The organism is Saccharopolyspora pogona, from assembly GCF_014697215.1.
Taxonomy (GTDB): Bacteria; Actinomycetota; Actinomycetes; order Mycobacteriales; family Pseudonocardiaceae; genus Saccharopolyspora; species Saccharopolyspora hattusasensis.
This window is the reverse complement of sequence record NZ_CP031142.1, coordinates 2,878,401-2,904,064: the sequence shown is the minus strand read 5'-3', so window position 1 is coordinate 2,904,064 and position 25,664 is coordinate 2,878,401. Positions and strand designations below refer to the sequence as shown.

Genomic DNA, 25,664 nt, shown 5'->3' with positions numbered 1-25,664 from the left:
CCGTCTACGGTGCCGCCGGCGTGCCGATGACCAGGTCCTCGACCCGGCAGGTCTCGCCGATGACCAGGTCGTAGAGCGCACGCAGGAATGCCTGGTCGATGCCGTGCTCGGCGCCGTAGTCGGCGGCGCGTTGCTGCACCACGCCGATGCGGTGCGGCTGCATCATCGGCACGCCGTGCTCGCGCTTGTGCTCGGCGATGCGCACGCATAGCTCGATGCGTTCCCGCAGCACGTCGAGCAGGCGCAGGTCGATGCCGTCGAGCTCGGCCCGCAGGGCTTCCAGCTTCGTCTCCGGCGAGGTCATTCAGTGCTCCTTCGGCGTCATTCGGCTGTCGGGCGCGTAAAGAACGGGGACCTTGCCGCGATCGGTGCGCGCGAACAGCTCGGGCGCGACGCGCTCCACGCTGAAGCCGAGGCACTGCGCGCTGTTCAGCACCGCGCGCAGTTGCTGGGCGCGGCTGAGGCAGTCGACCACCGCCTGGGTGGTGATCCATTCGGGCGTCCGGCTGGACAGCAGCAGCCGCAGCCGGTGGCCGTGCTGCTCGGGCAGCACCTGGAGCTGGCAGTCAGCGGGTTCGGTGACGCCGAGCCGGCCGAGCTGGCCGAGCAGCAGGTCCGAGGACACCACCTCGGTGTCTATGTTGAGCGAGGTCGCGGTGCGACCGTGCAGGGTGAGCAGCCGCGCGGGGCTGCCGCACGGGCAGGGGGCGGTGCCGAAGGAGCCGACATCGCCGATGCGGTAGCGGAACAGCGCCATCCCGGTGTCGCTCAGCGCGGTGACGATCACCTCACCGGTGTCCCCGTCCGGCACTGGCACCCCGGTCTGCTCGTCGACGATCTCCACCACGACTGCGTCCTCGTGCACGTGGTGGGTGGCACCGGAGAGCTGCTCGCACTGGTAGCCGATCGGCCCGGTCTCCGAGGTCGAGTAGGCCAGCGAGCGCACGGCGACCTGGGGCGCGGCCTCCGCGATCGCCTGAGTGCGGGCCTTGCCAAGAAGTTCGCCGATGTAGAAGAAGTACCTCAGTGCGGCGATCTGCGCCGGCGGGGACCCGATCAGCAGCTCGACGCCGTAACCGGGGTTGGCCGCCAGTGCGTCCACGCGGTGCTCGGCGATGACCGCCGCGCTCTCGGCCGGGCTGGTCTGGCTGGCCAGCGGGTAGGAGCGGGCGCCGGCGAGCCGGATCACCTCCTGCGTGAACAGGAAAGCGCCGCCGCTGAGCTCGGCCGGGTAAAAGCAGTTGGCCACGCGCCGGGCCGGGGCCGAGCGGGTGGCCGCGAGTAACGCGCGGGCACCCAGCCGCCCGACCTGGAGGTTGAAGTCCCAGGAGTGGTACATCATCTTGGGCCTGCTGGCCGTGCCGCTAGAGCGCAGCACCATTCCGGGGCCGTCGCCGCCGAGCTGGAACTCCGGCGAGTGCGGCGGGCTACCGTCGGCCAGTTCGCGGCTGCTGAGCAGGGGGAGGCGGGCGAGGTCGGCGGTGGTCATGCCTGGCGCGAGGTCCGGCCAGCGGCGGCGGACCGCGGGGGTGGCCATCGCGGCGTCGACCATCGCGGCGAAGTTTCGCTCCCGCAGCCGCTCCAGCTCCGTGCGGTCCAGCCGGTCCGGGTCCGCCGCGAGCCGGATCTTCGACGCCACTGGGCCATCCGGGTCGCCGACCGCGTTCAAGGGCATGCTCCGCTCCAGTGCTCTGATGGCTGGTGATCGGGGGATTGCCCAGATATACCGCGTCGTTGTCGCGCCGGACCCCGGTTCGGCGGTTACCGGCAACAAACGCGGTGTGGCGCGGCAAGGAAGGTCCACAACCGCAACAAATCCGTCGCGGCGGCCCGGGGCGGCTGAGCACGATCAGTGCCGAGTACCCGGACCCGAAAGGCGCGACGATGGCTGCGATGGCTCTGTCTGGCCGAACCTTGCTGTCCCCGGAGGGCCGCGCGAAGCTGGCGGCCGATCCCGGACTGGGCGGCGGGAACGTGCTGCGGTCGGCACTGACCGTCGCCGCGCATCCCGACCTGCCGTTCATCAGCTCGGGGCGGCCGCTGGCCACCCCCGGTGGCGAGTGGCGCACCGATTTCAGCCTGCTGGAGCTGGACAAGCTGGCGCAGAGCTGGTCGGTGCACTACCTGAGCCTCGGTGTGCGCCCGCGCGACCGGGTGCTGGTCTACCTGGAGGACTCGTTCGCCTATTCGGTGCACTTCCACGCGCTCGCCCAGATCGGTGCCATCGGGGTGCTGGTCAACAGCAAAGCGCCCCGGGCCACCTCGCTGGAGCTGTGCCGCCGCACCGCGCCGGTCGGCATCTGCACCACGCGCTCCCGACTGGCCGCGCTCGGTGCGGAATTGTCCGAAGTCGGCAGCGTGGGCTGGCTGATCATCGCGGAGGAGCTGCCCGCCCCGCCGGCCGCCGAGCTGCCCGAGTCGGCCCGGTTCCGGCATGCACCGGAGGACCCGGTGTCGATCCTGCACTCCTCGGGCACCACGGGCTTTCCCAAACCGGTGGTGCAGACCCACCATTCGAGCATCGCCGGGCCTCGGTTCCGGCTCACCGACTTCATCGACGGGCCCGACGCGACGATGATGGCCGCGCAGCCGCAGTCCCACCTCGGCTCGGTGATGTACGCCAACTACGCCATCCTGGCCGGTACCCCGCTGGTGCCGCTGTACGACCCGACCGGTGCCGAGCTGGCCGAGGCGATCGCGAAGTACCGGCCCACCACGGTGATGGCCTTCGCGCATGCATACGCCGAGCTGGCCGAGGTGGAGGTCGCCGACGGCGCGCTGGACTCGGTGGACGGCTGGGTGACCATGGGCGACGCGATCCACGAGGCACACCTGAAATCCATCCTGGCCAAACGGAACCCGGAACTGCCCTCGGCGGTGTTCTACGACCGGTTCGGCGCGACCGAACTGGGATGGGGAATCATGGTGCAGCCCCGGTCCCTGACCTCGCAGCGCAACGATCGCTGCGTCGGCCGCCCCGACGCCGTCGCCGAGGTGGTGGTGCTGCGCGAGGACGGCACCCGCGCCGAACCCGGCGAGATCGGCCTGTTCGCGGCCAAGGGCCCGACCATCACCGCCGGGTACTGGAACGACTCGGACGCCACCTACCGCAGCCGCCTGGCCGGGTTCTGGCTCTCCGGTGACCTCGCCTACCAGGACGCCAACGGCGACTTCTACCAGGTGGACCGGGAAGTGGACGCCATCGAGACGGAGACCGGCACCGGGCACTCGGTGCAGCTGGAGGAGTTTCTGCTCAATGAGCTGCCGGTGATCGCCGACTGCGCGGTGGTCGCCGGATGCCACCGCGGCCGGACCGTTCCGGTGGCCGTGGTCACCACGGCCGACCAGCGCATGACGCCGGACGTGCTGCTGGCCACGGCGAACCAGGCGCTGCGCTCGGCCGGGCTGCTGGAGCTGGCCGTGCTGGAGCTGGCCCGGACCGAGGCCGACTTCCCCCAGGGGGCCACCGGCAAGGTGCTCAAACGGCTGCTACGCGAGAAGTACTCCGAGCTGGAAGACTTCCTGGCTGCCGGCGAGCGTTCGAAGACCGCCACCACCCTTGAGGAGTTCTGACCGTGTACTCAGCGGTTCGAGAGGTCGTCACTCCCTCGGCCAAACCGGCCGAGCGGATGGTCAACTGGATCTACAACCCGGACGATTTCAACCCCAGCCATCTCGGCAAGATCATCGCCGATATCACCGACCGGTGGACCGCGCAGGGTGCCCGGCACGGCTTCGGCTTCCAGTTCATCCCGGCCAGCGAGCTCACCCCGACCTGCGTGGACCAGCCGCGGCTGTGGCGTGGCGGGGTGGACCTGCTGGAGACCCGGCAGTGCTACATCGTCGACGACATCGGCAATGACCAGCAGGCCGTGTCCTACCTGCACGGCATCTCCCGGATCATCGACGCCAGCGACTCGTTCGTGCTCAACCACGCGATGGCTGCGCCGGAATGGCTGGAGCGCGACAAGCTGGCGATGATCGGCCGGGCGGCGCAGCTCGGTCTGAAGGTGCCCAAGACCGTCGCGCTACCGTTCCGCCGCCACGCGCGGGAGGGCCTGGAGGTGGTGCGTCGCGAGATCGGCGACGGCCCTTACATCCTCAAGGCGCGCGAGTCCGGCACGGGGTTCGGTGTGCTCAAAGTGGACACCTTCGAACAGCTGCGTTCCGCGGTGGACATCGCCGCCCAGACCGGCAAGGGCTACCTGGTGCAGGAGTTCCTGCCCAACTCCGGCGACCTCCGGGTCGCGCTGGTGGAGGGCGAGGTGGTCACCAGCATGCTGCGCGAGCAAGTGATCGGCCGCTACCTGTCCAACATCGCTCAGGGCGGGAACGCGAGTCGAAGCGCCGACTTCTCGGCGGTGCTCGACGACTGCCTGCGCGTGGTCCGCACGCTCGGCGCCGACTATCTGTGCGTGGACTTCCTGATCACCGAACAGGGCCCGGTGTTCGGCGAGTGGTGCACGGTGATGGCCAACTTCTCGCAGTTCCCCGAGCCGGCTCGGTCCGAGTTGGCCGACGCGTTTTTCCACTGGGCCGGGCGGCTGCTGGAGCAGCGGGGCCGGGGTTAGAAGCGGCTGAGGAGGTTGTGCCCGTTTCAGCGAAGGGCGTTGGCAGGCTAAGAAGAAGGCAGAGATCCAGGCCAAAAACACCCGCTCGGCTGCTCGTCTGCTGAAAAAGCGCGCGAAGCGGGAAGCGCGGCACGCCGCGCACATGAACCATACGATCGCGAAGGATGTTGTGGCCGTCGCCCAACGCACCGAACGCGGTATCGCCCTCGAAGAACTCGGCGGTATCCGCGAGCGGGTCACGGTTCGACGCGACCAGCGGGCCACGCAATCCTCCTGGCCGTTCGCCCAGCTCGGGGACTACATCGCCTACAAAGCCCGGCGTGTAGGCGTTCCCGTGATCGAGGTGGACGCGCACTACACCTCGCAGCACTGCCCGCTGTGTGGTCACACGGAGCGGGCCAACAGGCCCAATCGGGACTTTTTCTCTTGTCGTCGGTGTGGTCTCGCTGGACCCGCTGACGTCGTCGCCGGGGTCAACGTGCGCGGCCGCGCACGCTCGGCGTGGGTATTTGTAAGCATGCCCGATCCCACCGGCTAGGTGTGTATGCGACCCGTCTCATCACAGCCAGCGGCGAGACGGGAGCGCAAGCAAAGCCCCTACGGACCGAGCCGCTTAATTGCTCGGTCCTTTAGAGTTCCTAACAAAGGATCTTGATGTGTCGGTAGCAGATGATGCAGGTAGCCAGGCCGAGAAACGCCTCGTGGATGTCGTCGCGGCGTTCCCAGCGGATGCGCAGACGTCGCATGCCGTGGTACCAGGCGATTGTGCGCTCGACGACCCACCTGATCACGCCGAGTCCGGAGCCGTGGCCGGTTCCACGTTCGGCGATCTGCGGGTCGATTCCCTTGGCGCGCAACTTGTCCCGGTGTTTATCAGAGTCGTAGGCGCGGTCGGCGTACAGCGCATCGGGTCGGCGGCGGGGGCGCCCGCGCTTGCCTCGCACGGGCGGGATCGCCTCGACCAGTGGGAGGAGCTGGGTGACGTCATTGACGTTGCCGCCGGTCAGGCTGAATGCCGTCGGAATGCCGCCGCCCTCGGTGATCACGTGGTGCTTGGAGCCCGGCCGGGCACGGTCGACCGGGCTCGGGCCGCTTTTGGGCCGCGCCGCGCCGCCCGCACATGCGAGCTGTCGATCACCGCCCGAGACCAGTCCAGCATCCCGGCCGCGTTCAGCTCGGCCAAAAGCGCCTCGTGCAGCCGCTGCCACACCCCGGCCTCGTTCCATTCCGCCAGGCGCCGCCAGCAGGTCATTCCGGATCCAAACCCCAGCTCCTGGGGCAGAAACTCCCACTGGATCCCGGTATGCAGCACGAACAGGATTCCCTGCAAGACCAGCCGGTCCGGCAGCCGCTTGCGGCCCAGCTTGGGCAGCGCGTTCTCCCAACGCGGCAACACCGGCTCGATTCGCTCCCACAGCTCGTCGGGGACGATCCATGGCGGTTGCTCACCTTTCCTCACCTGTTCATGATCTACGATCAAGGAACCTATGGCACGTCAAGTGATCATTTTGTTAGGAACTCTTAGGGCCGAGTTGTTTACCCGCGGCGGTCCGCTCCCCGGAGCGAGCCGCCCCGGCGCCCTGCTCCCAGTCGGTGGCCAGCATCGCGTAGACGGCGAGATCGGCGCGCTCGCCCTTGAGCATTTCGCCCTGGACGAAGAAGGCTTCGCGTCGCATGCCGAGGCGCTCCATCAGGCGCTGCGAGCTGTGGTTGTTCCCGTTGCACAGGCCGACCACGCGGTGGAACCCGTAGCTCTCGAATGCCATTCGCAGCACCTCGGCTCCGGCTTCGGTGGCATAGCCGTGGCCGGAGTGGTCGGGATTCATCACGAACCCGATCTCGGCGCGGCCAAGCTCGGCGCTGAGCCACTCCAGGTTGAAGTCCGCGATCAGGCGGCCGGTCTCGCGCAGTTCCACGGCGATCGCCAGGTTCTCGCCCTCGGCGGCCAGCTCGGTCTGGGTGATGCGCACCGCCAGCGCCTCCCTGGTTTCCTCCAGGGTGCGGGCGTTCCAGAACAGGTAACGTGCGACGTCGGGGCGGCGCTGGATGTCGTACAGGTCGTCCAGATCGGATTTGGTGAACGAGCGGAGCAGGAGACGTTCGGTGACAACGGGTCGCATGAGTGAGGGCCGCTCCGGATCGGGTTCTCGGATCGATGAATTCCGTCGCGCGGATTTTTCGGTCGGACGGCGCGGCAACAATAGCAGCCCGGAATACGACTGTCCCGCATTTCCGCCGGAATCCACCCCGTTCCGGGTGGTCGGCCGGTGACGCGCACGACGCCATTGGTCGCGCTGGTCGCGGCGGTCGGCATCGCCACGGTGGGATCGACGATGACGCTGATCGCCATTCCGTGGTTCGTGCTGCAGACCACCGGCAGCGGGGTGAGCACCGGGCTGGTGGCCGCTGCCGAGACGCTCGGACTGGTGCTGTCGGTGGTGCTCACCGGCACACTGGTCGACCGGTACGGTGCCCGGCGTGCGAGCTTGGTCGCGGACCTGTTCGCCTGTGGTGCGGTGGTGCTGATTCCGTTGGCGCACAACACGGTGGGCGTGTCGCTGCCGCTGCTTGTGGTGCTGGCGCTGGGGATCGGCGCCGGCCGGGCCCCGTCCCGCAGCGCCAAACAGGTGCTGCTGCCCGCGGTGCTGGCTGTCACCGGGACCCGGGTTTCCCGCGGCACCAGCGCGGAGGAGGCTTCGCAACGGGCAGGTGACCTGTTCGGGGCCCTGCTCGGCGGCCTGCTGATCGCGTTGTTCAGCCCGGCCACCGTGCTGCTGGCCGACGGCGCTGCGCTGCTGCTGGCGGCGGTGCTGGTCGGCGTGTTCGTGCGGGTGCGTCCCGTGTCCGGTGGCCCCAGCGCCGCCGGTTACCTGCAGGAGCTGCGGGAGGCACTGGGTTACCTGCGGCGGGATCGGCTGCTGGTAGTGCTGGGCGCGAGCAACGCCAGCAGCAACGCGCTGACCACCGGGTTGCTTTCCGTGTTGCTCCCGGCGTTCGGCGTGCTGGTCTGGCACAACAGCGCGTTGGTAGGGGTGCTCATCGGGGCTGCCAGCGGCGGCAGCGTACTCGGCACCGCGCTCTACGCGCTCCGTGGCACGGGACGGCACCGCTGGCGCACCTTCGCCGTCTGCGGGCTGCTCTCCGGTCCTCCGGTGTACCTCGTGGTGGCGCTCGGCCCCCCGCCGGTGCTGTTGGTGGGGCTGGTTTCGCTGAGCATGGTGGCCAACGGCGCGCTGAACCCGGTGATCGCCGCGGTCAAGTACGACCGGGTGCCGGAACCGTTGCGCGGCAGGGTGTTCAGCGCCCTGCACGCGGTGGGCAGCGCGGCGATGCCACTCGGTTCGGTGACCGCCGGGGTGCTGCTCGACGGGATTGGTCCGCACGGCGCGGCGTACGCGCTCTGCGGCCTGTGCGTGATCGCCGCCGGGTGCCCGTTCCTCTTCAAGGTGTGGCGGCAGATGGACGCCGCTTCGCGGCAGCTCGGATCACCCGCCACGAGCTGATCGCCTCGCGTGGGAAATGCCGCGCAACAAATGTCAACTGCCCGCAATAATTGCCGTGTCCGTGAGCAACAAATCCGGTCTGGTGCGTGCCGCGAGTTGCCTAATGTTGACCGGGAAAGCCAGGAAAGTGCGGGTTTTTTCGGTCATTTCGATTTTCTTCGCCACGAGTTCAGGCCGTGTGGTGGCCCGGGAGTTGCGTGTAAATGAATTCGCCCGATGCGACCGTCGCGCGTGTGGTGAGCACCGGCCCGTCAAGGCGTGCCGCCACGGTGGTCCCGCGCTGGCCGGCGCCGGGCGCGGCCACGCCGGTCAGCTGCCGCTTGGAGATACCGGCGGCGTTGCTGGACCGGCTCCACGCGACCGCGACCGCGCGGCACGGGGCTGTCGATTCTTTCCTGCTCGCGGCGCACCTGGCCGTGCTCTCCGCCGTCACCGGTGAACCCGCGCCGGTTGCCGGGTTGATTACCGAATCGGCTATCCGGCCGGTGCGTGCGGAGGTCGGTGGCCGGAGCTGGCGGGAACTGGCGGCGGGCGTCGTCGAGGTGCGCGCGGACTCAAAAACCGAATCCGTTCTCGATCTTTCTCCCGGCGGTGTTGTGCACGAGGGGGTGCTCGGTGTCCGGTTCGCCGACGGCGGGCTGTCGGTGACTTCACGATCCGACTTGCTCGATGCCGAGGCGGTGACCCGCATGGCCGGTTATCACCTGAGCGCGTTGCGCCTGCTTGCCGACGACTTCGACGCGGTGCACCGCGTCGAGGATCTCTTGAGCGAGCGGGAGATTCGTCATCAGCTTCGGGATCTCGCTGGGCCGCGCGAGCCGCTGGGCGAGCGGATGCTCGCCGAGCTTTTCACGGAGCAGGCCCGCCGACGTCCCGACGACATCGCGGTTTCACATCGTGACCGCAGCTGGACCTACCGCGAACTGGACGAGCGTTCCACCGAGGTGGCTGCCGCCCTGCTGGACTGCGGTCTCGCCACTGGTCAGATCGTCGCCGTGGTCACGGCGCGGGATCTCGGTTGGGCCGCGGCGGTGCTCGGTGTGCTCCGGGCCGGTGGCGCCTATCTCCCGGTGGACCCGGGCGCGGCCGCGAGCCGGATCGCCGGGGTGCTGGACCAGGCCGGCTGCTCGATGGTGCTGGCCGGAGCGGGCATCGACGGCGCAACGGTGGGTGCCGGGCGTTGTGTGCTCACCATTGACGAATTGCTCGGCACCGGCGCGTCCGCCACCACGGTCGCCGTGGTGGCGGACGCGCTTGCGTACGTCTACTTCACCTCGGGCTCCACCGGGACGCCGAAGGGCGTGATGTGCGAGCACGCGGGCCTGCTCAATCACTTGCTGGCCAAGGTCGCCGACATGGAGCTGACGCCGGGGGAGGTGGTGGCGCAGACGGCGTCCCAGTGCTTCGACATCTCGCTGTGGCAGCTACTCGCGCCGCTGCTGTGCGGTGGCAGCTCGCGGATCGTGGATTCCGAGGTGTTGCTGGACGTGGACGCCTTCCGCGACGAGCTGGCCGCTTCCGGAGTGCGGGTCGCGCAGCTCGTGCCGTCCTACTTCGAGGTGCTGGTCGCCCGGCTGGAGAGCCGGCCGGGCGGGCTGGGGCGGCTGCGGGCGATGTCGGTGACCGGCGAGGTGCTGCGCCCGGATCTGGTGCGCCGGTGGTTCGCCTGCTGTCCGAGCATCACGCTGGTCAACGCCTACGGCGCCACCGAGTTGTCCGACGACACCACGCACGCGGTGCTGCGGCATCCGGACGAGCCGGTGACGCTCGGGCGCGCGGTGCGCAACGTCGACGTCTCGTTGATCGGTGACGACCTCTCGCTGCTGCCGCTCGGCGCGCCGGGGGAGATCGCCTTCTCCGGGGTCTGCGTGGGCCGCGGGTATCTCGGTGACGAGGCGCAGACCGCGCGGGCCTTCCGACCCGACCCGCACCGGCCGGGACAACGGCTCTACCGCACCGGGGACCTCGGCCGCTGGCTGCCTGGCGGGCGGCTGGAGTTCCTCGGCCGCCGTGACGAGCAGATCCGCATCCGGGGCGCGCGGGTGGAGATCGGCGAGGTCGAGCACGGGCTGGCCGATATCGACGGAGTCGACTCGGCGGCGGTCGTGGTGGACAGCGGCGAGGGCCGGGAAGCCATCCTGGTGGCGTTTTTCACCGGCTCCGGGAAGCTCGATGGGGGAGAGGTGCGCGCGCGGCTGGCCGCGCAACTGCCCGGCCAGCTGGTGCCCACCTACGTGCACCGGCTGGACCGCCTGCCGCTCAACGCCAACGGGAAGACCGACAAAGCGGTGCTGGCTTTGCTGGCGGCCACGCTTGGGCACGCCGACGGGCCGTACGCCGCTCCGGCCACGCCCACCGAACGGGCGCTGGCCACCGCCTGGGCCGAAGTGCTGCACGTGCCGTTGGAGCGGATCGGGCACGCGGACGACTTCTTCCGTCTCGGCGGCACTTCCCTGTCGGTGGTGCGGCTGCTGGTCAAACTGGACGGGCTGGTGTCACTGCGGCAGGTGCTGGCGCACCCGGTGCTCTCCGAGCTCGCCGCGGTGATCGACGAACGCCGTTCGCTCCCGGCCCGGCGCCTGCTCCACTCTCTGTCCGAAGTGGACTCCGATCCCGTTGCGAGGTTGGTCTGCTTCCCGCACGCGGGCGGGAACTCGGTCAACTTCCAGCGGTTGGCACGGGAGCTGCGGGCACACGGCGTCCAGGTGCTCGGCGTCGAGCCGCCGGGTCATGATCTCGGAGCCGAACCGGCCGAACTGGCCACGGTGGACGCGATTGCAGAGGCGGTGTGCACGGAACTGCGTGATCACCGGAGCGCGCCCCTGCTGGTGTGGGGACACAGCACCGGCGCCGCTCCCGCATTGGCACTGGCCCGGCTGCTGGAGGACGAGGGCGCACCGGCGCACCACGTGTTCCTCGGCGCGATCCGGCCCGCCACCGAGGACCAGCTGCGGGCCGAGGACATCCGGGTGACCGTGCTGGATGATCGCGAACTCGTGACGGCGATGCTGGAGGACAGCGGCTACATCGAGGTCGACGGCCTCAAACCGGAGCGGGCCCGCGTCGTCGGGGCTGCCTACCGCCACGACGTGCGCAGCGCCGGTGAGTTCTTCCGCAGCGCACTGCGCTCGCCGCTCGCGCACCGGGTCGACACCCCGGTGGAGTTGGTCGTCGCCGCCGACGATCCGCACACCAGTGAGGCCGCGCGTCACCTGTCCGCCTGGGCCCGGCTGACCCGCCGACTGAGCCTGCGCGAGCTCGCCGAGGGCGGCCACTACTTTCCGAGCAGCAGAGCCACCGAGGTCGCCGGCGTGGTGCTCGGCGCCTGCCCACACCTGTCCCGAACGAGGAGCCCGGTTTGAGCATCGACCACACGAACCTGACCGGCCGGATCTCGGCCGGGCCGGACGGCCTGCTGCGCACGGAGATCCTGGAACCGCAGCTCCGGTTCGAGCTGGCCTGCCTGCTGCCGCACTACGTGCGATTGGAGAAGGTGCTGCTCGCCGAGTACGCCAGGATGGGCCTGCTGACCGGCGAGCAGGTGGGGCTGATCTCCGGGCTGCTCGATCGCGCCACCCCGGACGCGGTGGAGCGGTCCGCGCGCGGGGCGATGAGCGACCTGGTGTTCTCGCTGGAAAGCTTCATCAGCCGGCGGTTGCCCGAGGTGCCGCCCGCCTGGCACGTCGACCGCAGCCGCAACGACCTCCAGGCCTCCGCGCAGGTGCTGTACGGCCGGGCCCGACTGTTGGACACTGCCGAGCTGCTGATCGAGTTGGGCCGCGCCGCCGGGCGGCTGGCCGCCCGCACCGGCGGGCTGATGATGCCCGGCTACACGCACATGCAGGCCGCCCAGCTGGTCAGCCCGGCGTTCTACTTCTCCGCGCTGGCCGAGCAACTGCTCCACACGCTCTCGCGGCTGGAGCCGGTCTATCTGACCGCCAGCGCCTGCCCGATGGGCGCGGGCGCGATGGCCGGTCAGGAGCTGGGCTGGGATCGCGAACGCATGGCCCGGCTGCTGGGCTGCGAGAGTGTTCAGCGGCACGCGTTGCGCGCGGTGTCGCAGCGGGACTGGGCGCTGGAGGCCTGCGCCGAGTTCTCGATGCTGGGCGTGGCGCTGAGCCGGTTTGTCACCGACCTGATGACCTGGGGCGGCACCGGCTACGGCTACCTCGACCTGCCCGACGACTGGTCGGGCATCTCGTCGGCGATGCCGCAGAAGAAGAACTTCCCTGTGCTGGAGAGGATTCGCGGCCGCACCGCGCATCTGCACGCGGCCTATCACGGCATCGCGACCGCGCAGCGCGCCACCTCCTACAGCAACTCCGTGGAGGTGTCCAAAGAGGCCAGTGCCCAGGTGCCCGCCGCGTTCGACACGCTCGCCTCGATCTCGCGCCTGCTCACCGGCGTGCTGGACCGCCTGGAGTTCAACGAGGAACGCCTCGCCCGTGCCTGCGAGGCGGAGTACTTCGGCGGATTCACCCTCGCCAACCAGCTGACGCTACGAGCGGGGGTGCCGTGGCGGACGGCCCAGGTGGTCACCGGCCGCTACATTGTCGCCGCGGTGGCGAAGGGGCTGCCTCCCGCCGAGCCCGAGCCGGCCCTGCTGGAAAAAGTGCTGGCGGAACACGGATATGCGACACCGCTCGCGGAAGCCCTGCTGCGCGAAGCCATGGACGTCACGGCCGCATTGCCCGCCAAGCGCACCGCCGGGTCGACGGGGCCCGAGCCCATGCGCGAGCTGCTCGCCACGCAGGAGGCCGAGTTCGACCAGCTGGCTTCGGTCTGGGCCGCGCGGCGCACCGGGCTCGCCGACGCCGATGCCGAGCTGGCCGCGGTGCTGGCCGAGGCCGCGGGTGCGCGGGCGTGAGCGGAGCCACCGGAAGCCTCGCCGGGCCCCGGCCGTTCTATCGCGGGGTGACCGGCGTCGGCACCGCCTTCGGAGTGTTCGGTGAACTGCTGCAAGGGGTGCTCCCAGAGCCGGAGGGCGACTTCCTGGTCACCTTGCCGATCGCGCGCTGGTCCGTGGCGACCTTCCGGGGCAGCGCGGACCCCGGCGAGCTGACAGTGTGGCCGCGCCGCAAGACCAAGGCGCTCCGGCTGGCCCGGATGATCCTGGCCGACGCCGGGCGGCCGATCGGCGGGGAGATCACCATCGACAGTGGCCTGCCCGAGGGGAAGGGCATGGCCAGTTCCTCGGCGGACCTGGTGGCTACCGCGCGGGCCGTGGCCAACGCGCTCGGCATCACCTTGCCGCCCCGGCGGATCGAGAACTTCCTGGCCCGCATCGAACCCACCGACGGCGTGCTCTACGCCGCGGTGGTCGCCTTCTACCACCGCCGGGTCGCCCTGCACTCGGTGCTCGGCTCGCTGCCGCCGATGACCGTGGTCGGCGTGGACGAGGGCGGCGAGATCGACACCGTGGAGTTCAACCGCATCCCCAAGCCGTTCACCGCGGCCGACCGGCGCGAGTACGCCGGGCTGCTGGCGCGGATGGCGGAAGCGGTGGGGCGGCGGGACCTCGCCGGGGTGGGCCGGGTGGCCACCCGCAGCGCGCTGATGAACCAGGTCCTGCGGCCCAAGGCCACGCTGGAGCGGGTGCTCGGTGTCTGCGAGGACGTCGGCGGGCTCGGCGTGGTCGCCGCGCATAGCGGGACCAGCCTCGGCGTTCTGCTGGACCCGGCCGTGCCCGGCTACCCGGACCAGGTCGCCGCGGCGGCCGGCGCATGTTCGTCCATCGCGGGAAACGTCGCGGTGTACCGGTGTTTGAGCTTCGACGGAATGGGAATGGGACGGCGCTGATGCTGAGTCACAGCCTGATCGACGTCATCGGCGACACTCCGCTGGTGCGGTTGCGGGCCGGAGCGGACCGCGGCGTGGAGATCCATGCCAAGCTGGAGTTGCAGAACCTGTTCGCGATGAAGGACAGGGTGGCCAAGCAGATCATCACGCGCGCCCGCGAGTCCGGCGAACTCGCCGAGGGCGCGCCGATCGTTGAAAGCTCATCGGGCACCATGGCGCTCGGCGTGGCGTTGGTCGGCACCCTGCTGGGGCACTCGGTGCACATCGTCACCGATCCTCGTATCGACCGGATCACCCTGGCCAAGCTCACCGGCCTCGGCTGCCAGGTGCACGTCGTGTCCGAAATGGACGAACACGGATGGCAGGGCGCCCGGCTGACCAAGCTGAACGAGCTGATGAACACGCTGCCCGGCGCCTTCTGGCCGCGGCAGTACGCCAACCCGGAGAATCCCGCCGCCTACCGCGCGCTGGCTGATGAGCTGGTCACCGACCTGGGGGGCGTCGACGTGCTGGTCGGCTCGGTGGGCAGCGGCGGGTCGCTGTGCGGCACGTCGCGCGCGCTGCGGGAGCGGCTGCCCGACGTGCGGGTGATCGGGGTGGACTGCGTCGGCAGTGTCCTGTTCGGACAGCCGGACTGGCCGCAGCGGCTGCAGAGCGGGCTGGGTAACAGCCTGCACCCGCCGAACCTGGACCACTCGCTGATCGACGAGGTGCACTGGCTCAACGACCGGGAGGCGTTCGATGCCACCCGGGCGCTGGCTCGCGAGGAGAAGCTGTTCACCGGCAACACCTCGGGGTCGGTGTACCGGGTGCTCACCTGGCTCGCCGCCACCGCCCCGCCGGGCACGCGGATCGTCGGCATCTTCCCCGACCGCGGTGACCGGTACACCGAGACCGTGCACCACGAGGGGTACTGGGCCGAACGCGGCCTCGCCGAGCTGCCGATCGCGGAAATTCCACAGCAGGTTCGCGCCGGCACCACGGTGTCCAGCTGGTCCTACCGGGTCGCCGACAGCGACCGCCCACCGCTGTTCGTCTTCGTCGAGTCGAACACCACCGGCACTGGCATGCGGGCGCTCGGCGTGGCCAGGGAGCTCGGTTACCGGGCCGTGCTGATGACCAACTGGCCCGAGCGGTACCTGGGCCTGGCCGATACCGGGGCCAAGGTGGTCACCTGCGACACCAACGACTTCGACGCGCTGAACCTGGCGGTCGGCAGGGTGGCCGGTCGAGCCCCGATCGCCGCGGTGACCACGACTAGCGAGTTCTACCTGGCCACGGCCGCCCGCCTGGCCGCCGGGCTGGGCCTGCCCGCAGCCGACGCCGAGGCCGTCGGACGCTGCCGTGACAAGGGCGCGCTCCGGGCCGCGCTGGCCGAGGCCGGTGTGCGGCAGCCGGTGTACACCGTCGTCACCGACGCCGTGTCCGCTTGGGAGGCGGTCGCCGGGGTCGGCCTGCCCTGTGTGGTGAAGCCGGTGGATGACTCGGGTTCGACCAACGTGCTGCTGTGCGCCACAGTCGGGGAGGCGATCGCCCAGGTGAACCGGGTCTTGGCCGTCACCGAGAACGGCCGAGGCCAGGCGACCCGCCGCGCCGCGCTGGTCGAGCAGTTCCTCGACCAGCCCGAGTACAGCGTGGAGATGTTCGGCACCGGCAAGGAGCAACGGCTGCTCGGCATCGTCGAGAAGACCGTGACGCCAGGCCCGAACTTCGTGGAGAGCAGGCACATCGTGCCCGCGGATCTGCCCGCCACGGTCGCCGAGGAGATGGCCGCGGTGGGCCGTGCGGCGCTTTCCGCGGTGTCGCTGGAGTTCGGCCCCAGTCACACCGAGGTCAAGCTCGGCCCGGACGGCACCGCGGTCGTCGAGATCAACCCGCGCCTGGCCGGGGGCATGATTCCTGAGCTGTTCCGGCTGGGCACCGGGGTCGACCTGCTGGAGGCCCAGGTTCGCTTCGCCGCGGGCGCGGAGATCGACCTGCCGGAGTCGTTCGAGGGCTATGCCGGCATCCAGTTCCTGCTGCCGCCCGAGGAAGGCATGCTCGAAGAGGTGACCGGCGTGGAGCAGACCAGGGCGCTGCCCGGAGTGCGGGCCGTGACGGTCACCGCGAAACCTGGGCAGCGCGTCGCCCCGCCGGTCGACGCCTACGGCCGCGTCGGGTATGTGATCGCCACGGCGGCCAACCGCGGGGAGCTGGTCGAGATCCTGGACCGGGCTCGCGCGCTGATCGGCTTTCGGTTGCGGCCGGGGTCTGCCCGCGTGGCGTCGGCGTATCCGCTGGTGAGCAGAGAGGCGCGCGAGAGCCGTTCGGTGGTGGAGGTCGGTGGCGTCGCCATCGGCCCGGACACGTTCACCCTGATCGCCGGACCCTGCGCGGTCGAGACGCCGGAGCAGACTTTTGCCGCTGCCCGGCTCGCCAAGGCCGCGGGTGCTTCACTGTTACGGGCCGGCGCGTTCAAACCGCGCAGCTCGCCGTACGGTTTCCGGGGCCTGCGCGCGGAGGCGTTGCGCATCCTGGCCGAGGTCCGCGCCGAGACAGGGATGCCGGTGGTCACCGAGGTGGTCGATAGCCGAGACGTGGAGTTGGTCGCCGGCTGGGCGGACATGCTCCAGATCGGCACGCGGAACATGCAGAACTTCGGCCTGCTGGAAGCGGTGGGGGACAGCGGGAAGCCCGTGCTGCTGAAGCGAGGCATGAGCGCGACAGTCGAGGAGTGGCTGCTGGCCGCGGAGTACATCGCGCTGCGCGGCAACACCCGAATCGTGCTGTGCGAGCGCGGCATCCGCACCTTCGAACCCGCCACCCGCAACACGCTGGACCTCTCGGCGGTGCTGGTCGCGCAGGCCCGGTCCCACCTGCCGGTGGTGGTCGATCCGTCCCACGCGGCCGGGCGGCGAGAGCTGGTGCTGCCACTGGCCCGCGCGGCCGTGGCGGCCGGGGCCGACGGGGTGATGATCGACGTCCACCCGGACCCGGCCGCGGCGCTGTGCGACGGCCCGCAGGCGCTTGGCGAGCCGGAGGTGCCCGGCCTGGCCGGGGCGATGCGGGACTGGGCCACGCTGGCCGGACGCCTGCCGCAGGAGTTGCTCGGCTCCGAGTCAGCCGCGCTGCGCTGATCCGGCTGAGCATGGTGGGGCCGGGCGCGGGGTGTGTACGCGGTGGAACGCCGATGCGCGAATCTCTCCACTAAGGACGGACATCCACCGCCGCTGGGTGGCCGGCCATGCCGTCATATCACTGGCAGCGAGAACCCGCTCTCGTCCTGAAAGCAGGTTACGGCTCTCCCCGGCGCCGGACTTTTTTATGGCTCTTCTGCTTCTTCCGTGGGTGGGTTAGGCGCGTCCGGGGATTCACACATCTACCGAGACATGACACCGGTAAGAACCGGCATTGCCGCTCACGACGCCACGGGCACCGGTCCGTGCGAGAGCACGCACGGCCGCCCGCATTCCCGTGGGAAGATCGCCGGAATGGCGATAGATGTGCGCGAGATCCGCTGCGCCCGTGGCCGGATGCGGCGCCGGCTCTCCGCGCCCTGTCGGGACGTTTCACCCTGGTGGCGCTGTCCAACGCGACCACGGCGATGCTCGCCGATATCGGCCGCCGAGGCGCTCTACCTTGGCACTGCGTGCTTTCCAGCGAACTCGTGCGCGCCTACAAGCCCGGCCCCGTGGTGTACGAGATGGCGCTGGATCTCCTCCGCGTCGAGCCCGAGCAGAGCATGCTCGTCGCAGCTCGGTACGCAGCGGCGGTCCGAGCTGATCCGGTACGAGCCCGGCGCTTCCCCCAGTCGTAGCCGGGGGAAGCGCCGGGTTCGTCAGCGTCAGCCGAAGTTGCCGGTGGCGACGGCCTTCCAGTCGTTCGCGCAGCCGGGGCCGCACTTCCAAGACAGGCGCGGGTCACCGGTCACGGCGCCCTTGCCGTTCAACGTCCACGTCGCGACCTCACCCGTGGTGGCGTTGTGCCACACCACGTCGTTCTTGAAGTCGTTGTTGAAGTCGTTGACACCGACGATCTTCCACTGGTTCGCGCAGTCGGGCCCGCACTTCCAGGACAGCTTCAGGTCACCGGTCACCGTCTGCTTGCCGTTGGTGAGCCACGCCGACACCTCACCGGTGGTGGCGTTGTGCCACAACAGGTCGTCGAGGTTGTCCTCGTTGAAGTCACCGGCACCGACGGCCTTCCACTGGTTCGCGCAGTCGGGCCCGCACGGCCAGGACAGGTTCGGGTTGCCGGTCACGTGCCCCTTGCCGTCGAGCAGCCACGTTCCCACCTCGCCGGTGGACGCGTTGTGCCACACGATGTCCGACTTGTTGTCGGCGTTGAAGTCGCCGATGGCGACGGCCTTCCACTGGTTCGCGCACTCGGGGCCGCACTTCCAGTCGAGGCTCAACGCCTTCGTGACGGTGCCCTTGCCGTCCAGGATCCACGCGGACAGCTCGCCCGTCGTGGCGTTGTGCCACAGCACGTCGGAGGTGAAGTCGTTGTTGAAGTCACCGCCGCCGACCACGCGCCACTGGTTGGCGCAGTCGGGCCCGCACTTCCAGGACAGCCTGTTGTCCCCGAGCACCGTGCCGTGACCGTCGGTGAGCCAAGCGCCCACGTCGCCGGTCCTCGGGTTGTGCCACAGCAGGTCCGCGTTGCCCGCAGCGGCCTGGGCAGGCGCGACGGTGAACGCGAGTGCTGCCGCAGTCGCCGCGAGTGCGGCGCCGATTTTCCTTCCTAGCATTGGTTTTGTCAGCTCAGCAGATCGCATGTGTTCTCCCGATCGGATTCATAGCCCCTGATCCCTGACGCGCTAGGTAAGGGTCTGCCGGTCGATTCGGCCGTCAGCCAACTACCAGTGCGCAATTTCGAGGATCGTTCGGTGCGGGAAGTTCGTGAATCCCAAGCTTTGGGGGGGTGACAAGAGCACGTGTTGCCTGTAACGCGCGGGTGTGGCCATGCAGCCGTGTCGGCGGCCAGGCCGCGCAGTACCGTGTAACGCCCGCTGATCACACCGCCGACAAGGAGAAACCAGGGTGCACGCATCTACCCGCCCCCGAAGACTGTCACGCGCTACCCTCGCCAGACGGCTCACCGCCCGGTTGCTCGCCGTCTCGATGTGCGTGGGACTCCTGATCACCGGCACCCCCTCCGCTTCCGCAACCGCGACGGGGGGAGCCGGCTGCACGCTAGTGCCCACCTCGGGAACCGTCAGCCGTGAGGCCGCGGGCAGGACCTACCACGTGAACGTGCCACCGGGTCTGTCCGGGGCTTCGGTGCCGTTGCTGCTCAGCCTCCACGGCGCGCTCCAGCCGTACTTCTTGCACGAGAGGGAGACTCGTTGGTCAACTGCCGCCGCCACCAGGTACTTCATCGTCGCTTACCCGTCGGCAGGGGCAGGACTGGTGTGGGACGCAGCCCAGCGGTCCGGTGACGTCACCTACCTGCGTGAGGTGGTCAAGGACATCTCCCGAACCTGGTGTGTCGATCCGCGCCGGATCCACGTGGAGGGCTTCTCCAGCGGCGCCAACATGTCGGCCAGGCTCGCGTGCGACGCCTCCACGGTGTTCGCCTCGGTTGCCGCCTACGGAGGCGTGTCCCCTTCGTTCACCGGCAGCCCCTGTGTACCGGACCGCCCGATCGCGGTGGGTCTGTTCCACAGCGATGGTGACCTCATCAGCCTTCCCCCGCTCGCCGTCGCGCACCGCGATGAATGGCTCCGACGAAACGACTGCCCGGCGACCCCGGTCACGGAACCGGGTGTACCGGTGGAGGCCGCCGTGTACGGCCCGTGCCGTGCGGGCGTTCAGGTGGTGTGGCGCGTCTATCGGGGCACTCACTTCTGGCCCGCGGACGACAACCGTACTGATATCGCCAACCGTATGTGGAACTTCTTCCTGCGTAATCGGCTCCCGTGAGGTGCTTGACCAGTCGACCTCAACGAGTCAGCACAGCCATGATCTCCTCGCGGCTGGTGATGCTGATTTTCCGGTAGATGGACTTGAGGTGATCGTTCACGGTGTGCACCGACAAGTCGAGCCGTCGGGCGATCTGCTTGGCGGGTATGCCCTCGCGGAGTTGGTCGATGATGGTGCGTTCTCTGGCAGTGATGTCGTACCAGGCCGACAGAGCGGGCAGCAGTTCCACACCAGCCGCCTGGATGATCACTGCCACGTCGCCCGTGCCATCCGCGTTGAGAGGTTGGCCTTGGACGCTAACCCAACGTCCGGCGTATGCCGAGGGCAAACAGGCCACCGGGCGCGATGTTGTTGGGTCACGTACGAACCTCCTGCTGGCCATCGCCACCTCGCTCGAGAGGGCTGTCGCTGCCCACTCGGGCTTGGCCAGTGGCCCTGGCAGACGTATTTCACGTAGCCACGCGTGCCCCTCAGGAGTGATCCCGCGTACCGCGTGATCGGCGCCCACCACGATGACTCCTGGGGGCAGGTCCTGGTCCGCTGGACGCAGGGGGGTTGCCCTGATGTAGCCCCGCGACGCCGCCACCAGGGGTTTGACAAGCTCCGCGACGCGGTCCACATCGCTTTGTTCGAAGGGTCTGCCGCCCTGCTCCCGGAACAGCACGAGTGTTCCCCACGACCCGTGGGAGCCCCGCAGGAGCAGACGCAACTCGCTGCCGAACCCGTTGTCCAGCAGGATCTTGTACGCAAGCCGGTCGCGCGCATTCACCACCTGCGCCAGGACGCCTCGGCGTGCCAGCTCGGCAGGATGGGCCGGCTCCTGGCCCGAGTACAAGTTGATCATCTGCATTCGGCCGATCTTCGCGGTAAGCCGATGCCAGAATCCGAATGAGGCCATGTTCGTATCCGGGTTCCGCCAGCACACGTGGAGGGCGTCGTGTGCGACCAGGCCGACGATGGTGCGGGAGATGACCTCACCCATCTCGTCTGAGGTCAGGCCGTCCCCGGCCGCTGAACAGAGGTCACGCCCCAGGCGGTCCATGTCTGGTGTCACGATGTTGAGTTTTCCGGATGTGCCGTTCCCGCCGAAAGCGAATATCCGTAGTCTCCCGGCCTTTTCGGCGCACATGGAGACCGTTCAGATCCGGGGCACCAAGCTACGCCCAGCCCAAGGGACACGGTGGAGGTCGTGGTGTAGTCGGGCAGGTTCAGCACGACAAAGTGCCGGACCTCGCCGTCGGGCAACATGTCGTGCAAACGCTCGACGACCCGCTGTCAAGCGCGTAGGTTCGACCGTGGTGGTGAGCCAGTGATCTACGGCCCCCAGCGCTTGCAGTGCGCACGCCTGGTGACCTGCCGATCAAGGCCATTATCCGATGTCGGCGTTTGCTAGGGAAACGGCTCAGGAGGCGCTAGAAGCCGCCGTCGTGCGCCACCGTGCCGATCCGGTCCTTCACCGCCTTGAGTGTGTCTCCCGCCTCGGTCATTTCGCGTACCGCCACGAGGAAGAGGCGGCCGTTTTCCTGGTCCAGGGCCTGTCCGCAGTCCGCGCTGCTCTCCCTCGCCTGCGCGATGAATTCCTGCCAGCGGGATTGGGCCTGCGGCTCGGGTACCGGGAAGAAGCGATCGGCGTCTCGCGCGATCTGGGCGAGGTCATCGCAGAAGGGGCGAACGCGGGCCGGATCGATGACGCCTTTCGTGACGGTCGCGGCCTCGCGCAGGACCTCGGACAGGCTGCGGGCGTCGGCGGCAAAGCGGTCCATCAGCGCCCATCCCCCGACTCGGCTCCAGGCGATCACCTGCATCGCACGCGTGTGGGCGGAAACCGCTGTGTTGTCGCCGGGAACGATCCTTCCCACGGCCGGTGCGTGTTCCAGTGGGCGTTTCAAGACCCGCGGTATCTCCTGGGTCAACGTGATCACCACCGCCACTGCGCACAACGCGCCTACGCAAGTCCGGCGGGCGAGCAAACCATCCCGCCCCGCCCGGGGCCCTTGCGTCGCTGGCGGCCACGCTCTGCGGATCGCCGACACGGCTGCGGCCGCAAAGACTGCCACCAGCGCACCAAGCACCAGGATGACTCCCAGGATGTGCTGGAAGCCAAGCCAGATCGAGGCGGGACTCACCACGCAGGACGACTGGAGTGTGTTCAGCGGCTGGACACAGCCGTCCATGTCGGCGAGCACGAAAACCCCGGCGAAACCCGCCAAAGCCGCGGTCTCGGCCGCGATGAGTGCAATGAGAAGCCGGTAGCGACTCGCCAGCACGCTCGCGATTACGGCGGCGGTGACCACCGCCGCTAACAGGGCCAAGAACACCCATGCCTGGTAGAGCAAGGTGGTGACGTCTCGTTGCCCGAGCGGCGGCTGCCACGTGTGCATGTACGCCATCACGCATACGACGACTGCCCAGCTCAGCACCCCGCCCAGCAGTCCCGGCAGCAACGCCCGTCGCAGCGGCGGCAACCCCTCCCCGTGTGGTGGCACGCCACCGGACGCCCCCACGGCGTCGCGCACCCAGCGGGGCGAGACAGGGGCCGGAGGAATCACCCAGGCCAGCAGCGGCATGAGCCACAACACCGCAACCGCAGACAGCACAACGGGCAAGTAGGTGATCGTCTGCAGTTGTGGCCACACAAAGGCAATCGCGGACAACGCCGTGTAGTGCTCCGCGGCCTGGTCCGGCGACAGTCCCTGCATCAACAGTTGGCGGACGCCGTCCGGGTTGACCTGCCACCCGTGCCCGATGATCGTCCCCACGCCCTGCCACCACGCGAACCACGCTGACAACGCCACGCATCCGGCCGCCAGGCCCGGCAGCATCGCCGTCCAGATCCGACGCCCCGGCCACACTCCGCTCCACAGTTGGGCGCATTGTGTTGTCCACCAAGCGAAGACCACTCCTGCGAGCACCACCAGCACCAGGACCGCGGGCTGCGCGGGAAGCCACCCGAAGAGGACAGCGCGGTTGACGAACAGTTCCGCAGCCGCCATCCCGGCTCCCAGCCACAGCCCCGCCCGCACACCGGATGGTGCACGCCGAGCGGTGAGCCCGGCATGGGCCACTGCACGCCACAGGGCGATTCCAGCAACCCCCGAAACCAGCGCCGCCGCAGTCAGCGCCGCCGCCTGCTCGGCCCATTTGTTGTTCGGGGCGTACTGCTGGGCCAAGGACCACAAATGTGCGTTGATCAGCGCGGCGGCGGCCCCGGTCAGAAACATCGGCAACGCCGGCACAGCGAACAGCGCCGCCGGATTGGTCAGGGCATCCCGGCGCAGATCCCATCGCGGATGGGTGCGCCACAGTTCGGCAAACGAACCGAACGCCGGCCGCGGTGCGCCTCCGGCTGCGGCGGGTGTCCTGGCGGCCCAGGTGCGGGGGTCCGCGCCCCATCGCACGGCCGCCAGGTCGGCGTACATCTCCCGGCTGCGCAACACATCCGCGCGCGCCAGGTAGACCAGCACGACCAGGAATACCGTGAGCAGGAGGCCACGCGTGGCCATCGGCTCCTCGTTGGGGCCGATCGTCGATCCCAGTTCGTGGGCGAACATCGTGATGTAGCGGGCCAGGAAAGGCAGCAGCACCAAACCCAGGAACACCCGCCACAGGCTGACAGTGACGTACGTGATGGTGACATCGCCATTGCGGATGTGGGCCAACTCGTGCAGCAGCACCGCCCGAAAGCCGAGAGGGTCGGTGCGCCTGCGGGCGAGCAGACCACCGTCCAGGCAGACGGTCGGCCGACCATTGCGGCCGAACACCACCGCACCGGTCGAGGGCGCCGCCGGATCGACGACGACACGCGGCACACGGGCCAGGCCCGCCCCCGCCGCCAACTCGCCCAGCAGCCGATGCAGCGCGCCATCGCGGTCGATCGCCTCCAGCGGGACGACCCGTCCCCGCCGCGTCCGCCAGGCCGGCAGGCCCCAGAACAGCAGGCCGGCACCGATCAGCAGCAGCGTGGGCCACACGACGAGGGGCAGCCACCACGGCGGCGATGACTGGTAGCTAGCGGTGCATGCCTCGAACGCGGGTGCGTGGACGATGGCGCCGATGTACAGGCTGGAGTTCTGGCTGGGATCTCCTCCGGCCGCCAGCACGCAGCTCATGTCGCCTTCGCCGTAGAACCCGAGCGCGACATCCAGCATCATCCGGCCGCTGCTCACCAGCAGCAGCGCGACCAGGAGCACGAAGCGTATGGTCGTGCCCGCCACAATCGCCCGCTCGTCGGTTTGCGGTTGACGATTCGTCTTGGTCATCGGCGCCTAGCCCCGCGCTAGCCCTGGGTCGGGGTGCTGGCGTCCGGATCGGTGGGGCCTTGCGCTGGACCGCGGGGCAGCGCCAGCCGAGCCACCACCGCGTCGGCGATCGTGATCGCGTGTTCTGGCTCCAGGCCGCGTTGCGCGGCCAGCTCCAGTACCCGTTGCCGCACCTCGACGAGCTGCTCGGGGGCTAGCGGCGGAACGACCGCGGGCGTCTTCTTCCGGCGGAAGACCTTGCCCAGCAAGCCCTTTGCGCCCTTCGCCGTGCCGTCCACGGCGGCGCCGGCGAGCCGCTGCGCCACCTCGTCCACCGCCAGCCACACCACGGGAGTCACCATCGCCGCGATCTCGGCCAAGCCGAAACCCAACGGCTCCCGCCGCTGGCCCCAGCGGCTCAACCGCCTCACGACCGTGGCGTCGTCGGACCGCGCCAGTCCGGCCACCAAAGGCAGTTCGTCCGACGCGACCTCGGCCACCACATCGTGGACCACATCGCGCACCCTGGCCCCGCCCGAAGCATCGGTTTGCCTATCTGGCAAGGCTGATCCAGAGCTCATAGCACTCCCGGGCGAGTCGCATCCACTGTGCCCAGCCAGTGTCCAGATTCCCGATCACGGTCGACGGGCCTTGCCGAAAAACCACTCCAATGGCTCAACGCCTGCTGATGTCTTGCTCCGCGGGGCGCGGATCGCCGTGTTCGTGGATGGCTGCTTCGGGCACTCGTGCCCGCAGGATGCCCATCTGCCGAAGATCAACCGCTGCAAACGACCAGAACATGACCGGTGATCGTGCCAGCATCGAGCGCTCCATGAGCCAAACCCTCAGCTCACGTGGCATCGCAGGGTTGTTAAACCCCGCATGCTGCCGGAGCGATAGGTCGTGGGTGAGCCCACGCAGTGGCGGCCCTAAGGTCCACTGTGGATTAATGGGTCCATAGGTATGGCTGGTCAGGCCGTTGCGTGTAGAGGAACTCCTCGATTTCACGCGGATAGATGTTCTCTCCGCCCCGAATCGCCAGTGATGCTGGCGTAGCCCTCGTCCTCCATGGCCGCGAGGTCGCCGGTATATGAAGGGCATCGCGCAACGGCAGCAGTAGTCGGTCTTGTCCGGGTGCGGCCGACGTAGATCGGCCGCACCCGGGCGTTTTGCCCTGCGTTCTCCGGGCTTTGTCCGGCTCGACGCTGCAGTGCGCTCGTCGGAGATACTGCAGTCGAAGGTCACGCAATGGTCGGCCATGCCCAGCGGCTTGCCGCTGCCGTCGTCATAGCGGAGCAGATCACTGGTCTTCAGTTGACTTTTGGGCACCGTGCATGACTGACAGTCCGGCGGATGGGGCTTGCCGGTGGTCGTGTCCGGCGGCACCGTGATCACTTTTTGGCAGGTGACGGGCCTCCCGTCGTCTCTTGGCGGAGGATGATCGGGAGGGGACCCACGCGCCTCGCCTAGAGTTGCGACACGCCCGGGTCGGTCCGCCTGTTGATGAAGCTCATGGTGGTGTAGTGTCAGTTGTGGTCGCAGTAGTTCTGGATCGTGTTTCGTGCACGCTCGCAGGATATCGATGCGGGCGAGCCGCTCTCTTTGGTCAAGCTGGAGTTAGCAGCCGTCTGAAATCCCGCCGGCCCCGGC

At 69.1% G+C, this 25,664-nt stretch carries 19 protein-coding genes; 10 read left to right on the top strand and 9 right to left on the bottom strand.

Annotated features, from left to right (window positions below; translation table 11 throughout):
• Positions 1–4: 4 nt before the first annotated feature.
• Both DL519_RS13315 and DL519_RS13310 read right to left on the bottom strand, forming a co-directional pair.
• Positions 5–304 carry a chorismate mutase family protein gene (locus DL519_RS13315; RefSeq protein WP_190815096.1) on the bottom strand — a complete coding sequence of 100 codons (300 nt, stop codon included), beginning with the start codon at positions 302–304 and terminating at the stop codon, positions 5–7.
• A complete protein-coding gene (locus DL519_RS13310) occupies positions 305–1,675 on the bottom strand; it encodes a phenylacetate--CoA ligase family protein (RefSeq protein WP_190815094.1) in 1,371 nt (456 codons plus the stop codon). It abuts the gene before it with no gap.
• 209 nt (positions 1,676–1,884) lie between these two features.
• Here DL519_RS13310 and DL519_RS13305 point away from each other — a divergent pair, with 209 nt between their 5' ends.
• From DL519_RS13305 to DL519_RS13295, 3 genes are all read left to right on the top strand, one after another.
• Entirely contained in the window at positions 1,885–3,573 is a 1,689-nt protein-coding gene (locus DL519_RS13305; RefSeq protein WP_223838913.1) for a class I adenylate-forming enzyme family protein, read from the top strand.
• Between the two features lie 2 nt (positions 3,574–3,575).
• The gene (locus tag DL519_RS13300) at positions 3,576–4,571 is read left to right on the top strand and encodes an ATP-grasp domain-containing protein (protein WP_190815092.1); all 996 of its coding nucleotides are present in this window, start codon (positions 3,576–3,578) and stop codon (positions 4,569–4,571) included.
• A gap of 142 nt (positions 4,572–4,713) precedes the next feature.
• Positions 4,714–5,109 (top strand): zinc ribbon domain-containing protein, encoded by a 396-nt coding sequence (locus DL519_RS13295; protein ID WP_223838912.1) that lies wholly within the window; start codon positions 4,714–4,716, stop codon positions 5,107–5,109.
• A 100-nt stretch (positions 5,110–5,209) separates the two neighbouring features.
• Here the strand turns inward: DL519_RS13295 and DL519_RS13290 are convergent.
• Positions 5,210–6,003 (bottom strand): IS5 family transposase gene (locus DL519_RS13290; RefSeq protein ID WP_223840279.1). Its coding sequence is split into 2 segments (ribosomal slippage): positions 5,210–5,670 and positions 5,670–6,003, totalling 795 coding nucleotides; the frame shifts between segments, so codons are not numbered across the junction.
• 79 nt (positions 6,004–6,082) lie between these two features.
• Complete coding sequence (locus DL519_RS13285; RefSeq protein ID WP_190815088.1) at positions 6,083–6,691, bottom strand: GNAT family N-acetyltransferase; 609 nt, start codon at positions 6,689–6,691, stop codon at positions 6,083–6,085.
• A gap of 147 nt (positions 6,692–6,838) precedes the next feature.
• On the opposite strand from DL519_RS13285, the gene DL519_RS13280 reads away from it, so the two are divergent.
• The 6 genes from DL519_RS13280 to DL519_RS13255 all read left to right on the top strand — a co-directional run bounded on the left by DL519_RS13280 (position 6,839) and on the right by DL519_RS13255 (position 17,669).
• Entirely contained in the window at positions 6,839–8,074 is a 1,236-nt protein-coding gene (locus DL519_RS13280) for an MFS transporter (protein WP_190815086.1), read from the top strand.
• A gap of 203 nt (positions 8,075–8,277) precedes the next feature.
• Positions 8,278–11,436: a non-ribosomal peptide synthetase gene (locus DL519_RS13275; protein ID WP_190815084.1), complete on the top strand. Its 3,159-nt coding sequence runs from the start codon at positions 8,278–8,280 to the stop codon at positions 11,434–11,436.
• Complete coding sequence (locus DL519_RS13270; protein ID WP_190815082.1) at positions 11,433–12,941, top strand: argininosuccinate lyase; 1,509 nt, start codon at positions 11,433–11,435, stop codon at positions 12,939–12,941. The genes DL519_RS13275 and DL519_RS13270 overlap by 4 nt, the downstream gene beginning before the upstream one ends.
• Positions 12,938–13,873 (top strand): GHMP family kinase ATP-binding protein, encoded by a 936-nt coding sequence (locus DL519_RS13265; RefSeq protein ID WP_190815080.1) that lies wholly within the window; start codon positions 12,938–12,940, stop codon positions 13,871–13,873. Before DL519_RS13270 ends, DL519_RS13265 begins: the two co-directional genes overlap by 4 nt.
• Positions 13,873–16,989, top strand: coding sequence for a 3-deoxy-7-phosphoheptulonate synthase (gene aroF / locus DL519_RS13260; RefSeq protein ID WP_190815078.1), 3,117 nt, complete (start codon positions 13,873–13,875; stop codon positions 16,987–16,989). The genes DL519_RS13265 and aroF overlap by 1 nt, the downstream gene beginning before the upstream one ends.
• Before the next feature lie 107 nt (positions 16,990–17,096).
• The gene (locus tag DL519_RS13255; RefSeq protein WP_223838911.1) at positions 17,097–17,669 is read left to right on the top strand and encodes an HAD-IA family hydrolase; all 573 of its coding nucleotides are present in this window, start codon (positions 17,097–17,099) and stop codon (positions 17,667–17,669) included.
• A 27-nt stretch (positions 17,670–17,696) separates the two neighbouring features.
• On the opposite strand, the gene DL519_RS13250 is transcribed toward DL519_RS13255, so the two are convergent.
• A complete protein-coding gene (locus DL519_RS13250) occupies positions 17,697–18,602 on the bottom strand; it encodes an FG-GAP repeat domain-containing protein (protein ID WP_190815074.1) in 906 nt (301 codons plus the stop codon).
• A 499-nt stretch (positions 18,603–19,101) separates the two neighbouring features.
• On the opposite strand from DL519_RS13250, the gene DL519_RS13245 reads away from it, so the two are divergent.
• The gene (locus DL519_RS13245; protein WP_190815073.1) at positions 19,102–19,776 is read left to right on the top strand and encodes an alpha/beta hydrolase family esterase; all 675 of its coding nucleotides are present in this window, start codon (positions 19,102–19,104) and stop codon (positions 19,774–19,776) included.
• 19 nt (positions 19,777–19,795) lie between these two features.
• Here DL519_RS13245 and DL519_RS13240 read toward each other — a convergent pair whose 3' ends face one another.
• The 4 genes from DL519_RS13240 to DL519_RS13225 all read right to left on the bottom strand — a co-directional run bounded on the left by DL519_RS13240 (position 19,796) and on the right by DL519_RS13225 (position 24,836).
• On the bottom strand, positions 19,796–20,818 hold the full coding sequence (locus tag DL519_RS13240) for a helix-turn-helix transcriptional regulator (RefSeq protein WP_190815071.1): 1,023 nt from the start codon (positions 20,816–20,818) through the stop codon (positions 19,796–19,798).
• A gap of 370 nt (positions 20,819–21,188) precedes the next feature.
• Positions 21,189–24,035: a M48 family metallopeptidase gene (locus DL519_RS13235; RefSeq protein WP_190815068.1), complete on the bottom strand. Its 2,847-nt coding sequence runs from the start codon at positions 24,033–24,035 to the stop codon at positions 21,189–21,191.
• A gap of 17 nt (positions 24,036–24,052) precedes the next feature.
• Positions 24,053–24,577 (bottom strand): hypothetical protein, encoded by a 525-nt coding sequence (locus tag DL519_RS13230; protein ID WP_223838910.1) that lies wholly within the window; start codon positions 24,575–24,577, stop codon positions 24,053–24,055.
• Between the two features lie 112 nt (positions 24,578–24,689).
• Positions 24,690–24,836 carry a hypothetical protein gene (locus DL519_RS13225; protein WP_190815066.1) on the bottom strand — a complete coding sequence of 49 codons (147 nt, stop codon included), beginning with the start codon at positions 24,834–24,836 and terminating at the stop codon, positions 24,690–24,692.
• Between the last annotated feature and the right edge of the window lie 828 nt (positions 24,837–25,664).

Bases quoted from the DNA above. Each gene is read 5' to 3' on its own strand.
- DL519_RS13235 (WP_190815068.1), bottom strand. From the start codon at position 24,035: ATGACCAAGACGAATCGTCAACCGCAAACCGACGAGCGGGCGATTGTG.
- DL519_RS13250 (WP_190815074.1), bottom strand. From the start codon at position 18,602: ATGCTAGGAAGGAAAATCGGCGCCGCACTCGCGGCGACTGCGGCAGCA.
- DL519_RS13275 (WP_190815084.1), top strand. From the start codon at position 8,278: ATGAATTCGCCCGATGCGACCGTCGCGCGTGTGGTGAGCACCGGCCCG.
- DL519_RS13295 (WP_223838912.1), top strand. From the start codon at position 4,714: ATGAACCATACGATCGCGAAGGATGTTGTGGCCGTCGCCCAACGCACC.
- DL519_RS13225 (WP_190815066.1), bottom strand. From the start codon at position 24,836: ATGCTGGCACGATCACCGGTCATGTTCTGGTCGTTTGCAGCGGTTGAT.
- DL519_RS13315 (WP_190815096.1), bottom strand. From the start codon at position 304: ATGACCTCGCCGGAGACGAAGCTGGAAGCCCTGCGGGCCGAGCTCGAC.
- DL519_RS13285 (WP_190815088.1), bottom strand. From the start codon at position 6,691: ATGCGACCCGTTGTCACCGAACGTCTCCTGCTCCGCTCGTTCACCAAA.
- DL519_RS13310 (WP_190815094.1), bottom strand. From the start codon at position 1,675: ATGCCCTTGAACGCGGTCGGCGACCCGGATGGCCCAGTGGCGTCGAAG.
- aroF (WP_190815078.1), top strand. From the start codon at position 13,873: ATGCTGAGTCACAGCCTGATCGACGTCATCGGCGACACTCCGCTGGTG.
- DL519_RS13255 (WP_223838911.1), top strand. From the start codon at position 17,097: ATGCCGTCATATCACTGGCAGCGAGAACCCGCTCTCGTCCTGAAAGCA.
- DL519_RS13240 (WP_190815071.1), bottom strand. From the start codon at position 20,818: ATGGACCGCCTGGGGCGTGACCTCTGTTCAGCGGCCGGGGACGGCCTG.
- DL519_RS13305 (WP_223838913.1), top strand. From the start codon at position 1,885: ATGGCTGCGATGGCTCTGTCTGGCCGAACCTTGCTGTCCCCGGAGGGC.